This window comes from Paenibacillus sp. Y951 (assembly GCF_056786395.1).
Genome location: NZ_JBXCIY010000046.1, coordinates 1 through 4,457, shown reverse-complemented (window position 1 = coordinate 4,457; position 4,457 = coordinate 1). Strand labels below are relative to the sequence as shown.

Annotated in this window: 7 protein-coding genes; 4 read left to right on the top strand and 3 right to left on the bottom strand. The window is 36.6% G+C overall.

The genetic code is table 11. From position 1 onward, the window contains the following. The 3 genes from AC1TPB_RS24585 to AC1TPB_RS24575 form a co-directional block, all read left to right on the top strand. Positions 1 to 430 (top strand): hypothetical protein (locus AC1TPB_RS24585; protein WP_482078904.1); only part of this gene is annotated, 430 nt, incomplete at its 5' end. A 160-nt stretch (positions 431 to 590) separates the two neighbouring features. Then, complete coding sequence (locus AC1TPB_RS24580; RefSeq protein ID WP_482078903.1) at positions 591 to 809, top strand: hypothetical protein; 219 nt, start codon at positions 591 to 593, stop codon at positions 807 to 809. Between the two features lie 165 nt (positions 810 to 974). Beyond that, positions 975 to 1,187: a hypothetical protein gene (locus AC1TPB_RS24575; protein WP_482078902.1), complete on the top strand. Its 213-nt coding sequence runs from the start codon at positions 975 to 977 to the stop codon at positions 1,185 to 1,187. A gap of 19 nt (positions 1,188 to 1,206) precedes the next feature. Here the strand turns inward: AC1TPB_RS24575 and AC1TPB_RS24570 are convergent, their stop codons facing one another. Together AC1TPB_RS24570 and AC1TPB_RS24565 are read right to left on the bottom strand one after the other, a co-directional pair. Continuing rightward, positions 1,207 to 1,911, bottom strand: coding sequence for an adenylate/guanylate cyclase domain-containing protein (locus tag AC1TPB_RS24570; RefSeq protein ID WP_482078901.1), 705 nt, complete (start codon positions 1,909 to 1,911; stop codon positions 1,207 to 1,209). 17 nt (positions 1,912 to 1,928) lie between these two features. After that, entirely contained in the window at positions 1,929 to 2,489 is a 561-nt protein-coding gene (locus tag AC1TPB_RS24565) for a Pycsar system effector family protein (protein ID WP_482078900.1), read from the bottom strand. Between the two features lie 181 nt (positions 2,490 to 2,670). On the opposite strand from AC1TPB_RS24565, the gene AC1TPB_RS24560 reads away from it, so the two are divergent. Further along, complete coding sequence (locus AC1TPB_RS24560) at positions 2,671 to 3,675, top strand: tyrosine-type recombinase/integrase (RefSeq protein WP_482078899.1); 1,005 nt, start codon at positions 2,671 to 2,673, stop codon at positions 3,673 to 3,675. A 355-nt stretch (positions 3,676 to 4,030) separates the two neighbouring features. Here AC1TPB_RS24560 and AC1TPB_RS24555 read toward each other — a convergent pair. Continuing rightward, a partial coding sequence (locus AC1TPB_RS24555) for a hypothetical protein (RefSeq protein ID WP_482078898.1) occupies positions 4,031 to 4,457 on the bottom strand: 427 nt, incomplete at its 5' end.

The window sequence follows — 4,457 nt, the reverse complement described above, 5'->3', positions numbered from 1 at the left end:
GGCTTTGAAACCAGATAATATGATTGGCGCTTATGATGCTGAATTAGAAAAACAAGCTACAGCAGTTAACCAAGTGGCAAGTGAATATGGTTATTATGCGATCTACAATGGTGATAGCGGATTAATTGGTCTGCAAGATGCCGATGGTTATGCATTCATGACCTATGGTGACGGTACTGATAATGGTGGTTCAATCGTCATTAACACTGAGTACTTAGTTAAGGCTCATAAAGTACAGAGCGATCGGATAGATTTGATTGTAGACGCTCTAAATGCGCTTGGACTGCCAGTAGATGATAAACTTGCAGCAGCAATTACAAAAACCTTAGCAGCAGGTGCGGCGGATGCTACAGTTGGTTATAACGGCTTTAATGTAGAAATCATCAAAATACAGTATGGTAAACTTGTAATGTACGTTGAAGAAAAGTAATTCAAATAATCTCTAAAAGGCACACTTATCGAATGAGTGTGCCTTTTTTATGCCCAAGCCCCATTCTAAAAGGATCCTATCTAGCATAATTGTGCAAATACGTAGTATTACGATAAAATAAAAGTATAAAACCAAACAAATTGAAAAGGAAGTGCTGTCCATGCCTAAATCAAATGTAGCAACACCTGCCGTAGTTGAAACTAATTGGGAACTCAAATTTGTGGCAAATGAAATGAAATTTTGTCCAGAGTGCGGTAATAAAGGTGTGAAATTTGTAGGTGATGAAGAGGGTTCTAGAATGGCAGGCGGTGAAGTCCATTGTACTGACGGCTGCGGAAAACAGTTTTTAATCCGAGAATTTATATCAACCTCTAAATAAAGTTGTAAAGAAGGAAATGAAGCCCTACTAGAATTTATCTGGTGGGGCTTCATTTCTGTTTTTCCACACCATTAATGATAAAATTTACCCTAATTGACGATCAAGCTTTTCGGCTGTTAAAATCAAGTCATAGATGTAAATTATGTCAATAGAGGAGGAACATTTATGAAAAAATCGCATATACTCATGCTAGCCTTGGTGCTATCATTACTCTTATCCTTACCTGTAGATAAGGTAAATGCAGCCCCTAGTTATAAGTACGATATGAGCTGTGAGTTTGCAAAAGATGTAAATAAGGCAGTAGGCTTAGGATTTACCAAGGATCAAGCACAAAACCTCGTAAACATAGGGGTACCACTCAAGTTTGCATACTGTTAGCAGTTGTTTGCAACATTTTTTAATCGAGTGATAAGTGGTACGCTGAATTGTAGTAATACTCCGTTTGATTATTATATTGATGAGTATGCTGATTCCACATATCTGTTTTTGATACTGTTCCCATATAGTTACTTAATTTATTATATACGTTATTTGAAATAGCTATTTCATACGGTGATTCAGCATTGTCACCAATTTTCACAGCTCTATTGACAGCATTTCCTATCCATATTAAATCTTTCGTAACTCCATGCACCCCTATTTTGGTACATAGAATTTCTCCGTAATCTATACCAATTCCAAAATCTATTGCACTATATTTATTCAAATAATTATTAATACCTTTTTCTTTATTAGTTATAATATAGACTATCTGCAGAGCTGCTTTTACAGCATTAGTGATAATATCCACCGCCGTGCCATAAAAAAACACCAACATACTATCGCCATTGAAGCTTCTAATATTTCCATTATATTGGTTTACTATTTTTATTATTGCATGAAAATATGCCATGTGGATCTTTGCTACACTAGATTTATTATGCTTATTCAAAATAGATGTTGAACCTCTCATATCAATATGTAAAACAGTAGCTTCAAATTTTAACCCCTTATTTCCAAACGTCAATCTTGAATCGTCAATATCTGGTACTATAAACACTTCTTCTGTTGTGAATTCATCATCCACAATTTTTTTGACCTTTGTTCTAATATCTTCACTCATTGTCATTCTCCTACACCTCACATTAATTTTAATAGTAAAATATAACCGACTAACAAACCGATTGTAATTAGTAATCCTATAAAACTTCTCTCTAATCTATAAGTTTTTATTTTCATTATTTTAGAGATTTCATGAATTTGACTGGCAATATGTTCAACCTTATCTTCATTTGTAATAGTTTTTAGTATTGTATACAATTCTTTCTTAGGAATCTCGGCAAGATGTTCGAAGTAGAAAGTTGAATACTCATCTTGCTTGTAATTATTAGCAAGCCGTGGTTTAAGAATTTTCATGACAATATAGTAAATTTGATAGATTAAACAAAAAAGCGTTGATAATCCTAATACTAAAACGAGAATTGAACATATTGCATTCAAAACTTGAAGATCAAAAGGATTAATTAACACTAGCTCATCAGAAACAGTCATAAACACTGTTACAATAAAACCATAGATAACTAAGATTGCTGCTGCCTTTTGATCTATAAATCTAATAAGTTCTTGAATATTCCTTAAATTTTCAATAGAATATTCTACGTTTATTGAGTCACTAATTGTTTCTGATGTTGTTTGATCCATAGATCGATTCCACCTCCTTTAATTTGGTTAATTTTAGTATATGTTCTATTTATTATTGTTTCAAGTATTGGAACCTTTTATATACTTTATTGGGATGCATTGTTTAATTATTGTTAGATTTCATCTCGTTATCATATAATCCGCTTATCTACCCACTTGAATAATAAAGGAGTAATATGACATGAATACACAAACCCTTTCACTTCCTCACCCTTCGCTTTCGCATCATCCCATTGACCCTTACTTCGACATCTTCTTCCGAGCTAAGCAGACTGAAGGATTAAAACCAAGGACATTACACGATCATACGAACCATTATCGTTACTTTAAGCATTGGCTCTTGTCATACTATCCAACTGTTGAACTCAACGGATTAACGGCAGACCATTTACGTCAGTATATCCAGTACATGTTGACCACTCAACCCTTGTACCATAACCATCCAACCCTACAATCTACTGTTACCACACTTGGCTTGTCTCCATCCACCGTGAACATTCGAACTCGCACGTTACGTTGTCTAATCAAGTTCCTTCATGACGAAGGCTACCTCCAACAAGACCTTGCCTCTCGCATTAAGCTTCAACGAGTGAAAGAGGATACCATTGGAGCCTTTACCAAAGAACAAATGCTACAACTGCTTGCCTCGCCTAACCAACGTGACTATCTTGGTTTTAGAGATTATGTCCTGCTTATCTTACTCCTTGATACAGGTTTACGGATTAATGAAGCCTTGCATGTGACGTCAGACGAAGTAGACATTCAAGCTTCCACCCTCACCGTTCCTGCCAACATAGCCAAGAATGGACAAGCTAGAACGGTACCACTGAGTAAGAAGACGCTCGAATTGGTACAACTCCTACAACGTGAGAATCAGAAACACTTCAATAATCATTCTTCAACTAACCTATTCCTGCTCAACAATGGACAACCACTCACGTATAATCAAGCCTATGAACGCATCCGCCTTCATGGAGAACAGGCACAGATTACAGGGGTACGTGTCTCCCCTCATACGTTTCGCCACACGTTCGCCAAAATGTACATGATGAACGGTGGCGACCTATTCACATTACAAAAGATTTTAGGGCATCATGACATATCCATGGTGCGCAAATACATCCAAGTAAACACAAACGATATACAAAGGCAACACGCTCAACATTCCCCAGTTGTGGGAATGTAAAACGTTAAGCCACTAACCCACTCCAACAACTGTCCGAACCCTCACACTATTGGACTTCTTTCGATATTGCGTTGTAAGTTTTGGAAAAGGTGCAGTCATCCACTTTCCCCACTACTGTGGGAGACAGTGAACTGCGCCTTTTCTTTATATATCCATGAAAACATACATTCGAGCCAATATCGCCTTTTTCTTAGGATGCTTGATGCTCTACGAACCAATTAGACTGCTTAGTAGAACAGTTAACCACCCCGTATGAGTATCTTCAAAAACAACAAAGGCACTCTTTTTTGACCTTGAACCCTCCATAGTATGATTCCATACCCATGAGGCTCTAAGTTAAAAGAGTGCCTACTATTTAAGTTTCTTCAACGTACATTACAAGCGTACCATATCTTACAAAAAAGATCTCAACATTAAAGTCATCATAGCCGACCGTTGCATCAGAACCTGCACTAAGACACTTGATAATGGCTGCCTCCAGTTTACCATCAATTGGTAGTCCCAATGTTTGTAATGTTTCAACCACCAATTCTACTCGGTCTTTTTGAACTGTAGTACCCTTCACCATATGTTCAGTACTGATTACAATTGAACCGCCATTATCGACATCATCACCATAAACCATGAAGTTATAACCATCAGCATCTTTTAAGAATACTGTACCATGATCACCATTATAAGCTGCATAATAACCATATTCACTAGCAATTTGATTAACTGCTGTTGCTTGTTTTTCTAATTCAGCGTCATAAGCGCCAACTTTGTGATCTGGTTTTAGAGCT

Bases quoted from the DNA above. Each gene is read 5' to 3' on its own strand.
- AC1TPB_RS24575 (WP_482078902.1), top strand. From the start codon at position 975: ATGAAAAAATCGCATATACTCATGCTAGCCTTGGTGCTATCATTACTC.
- AC1TPB_RS24580 (WP_482078903.1), top strand. From the start codon at position 591: ATGCCTAAATCAAATGTAGCAACACCTGCCGTAGTTGAAACTAATTGG.
- AC1TPB_RS24565 (WP_482078900.1), bottom strand. From the start codon at position 2,489: ATGGATCAAACAACATCAGAAACAATTAGTGACTCAATAAACGTAGAA.
- AC1TPB_RS24570 (WP_482078901.1), bottom strand. From the start codon at position 1,911: ATGAGTGAAGATATTAGAACAAAGGTCAAAAAAATTGTGGATGATGAA.
- AC1TPB_RS24560 (WP_482078899.1), top strand. From the start codon at position 2,671: ATGAATACACAAACCCTTTCACTTCCTCACCCTTCGCTTTCGCATCAT.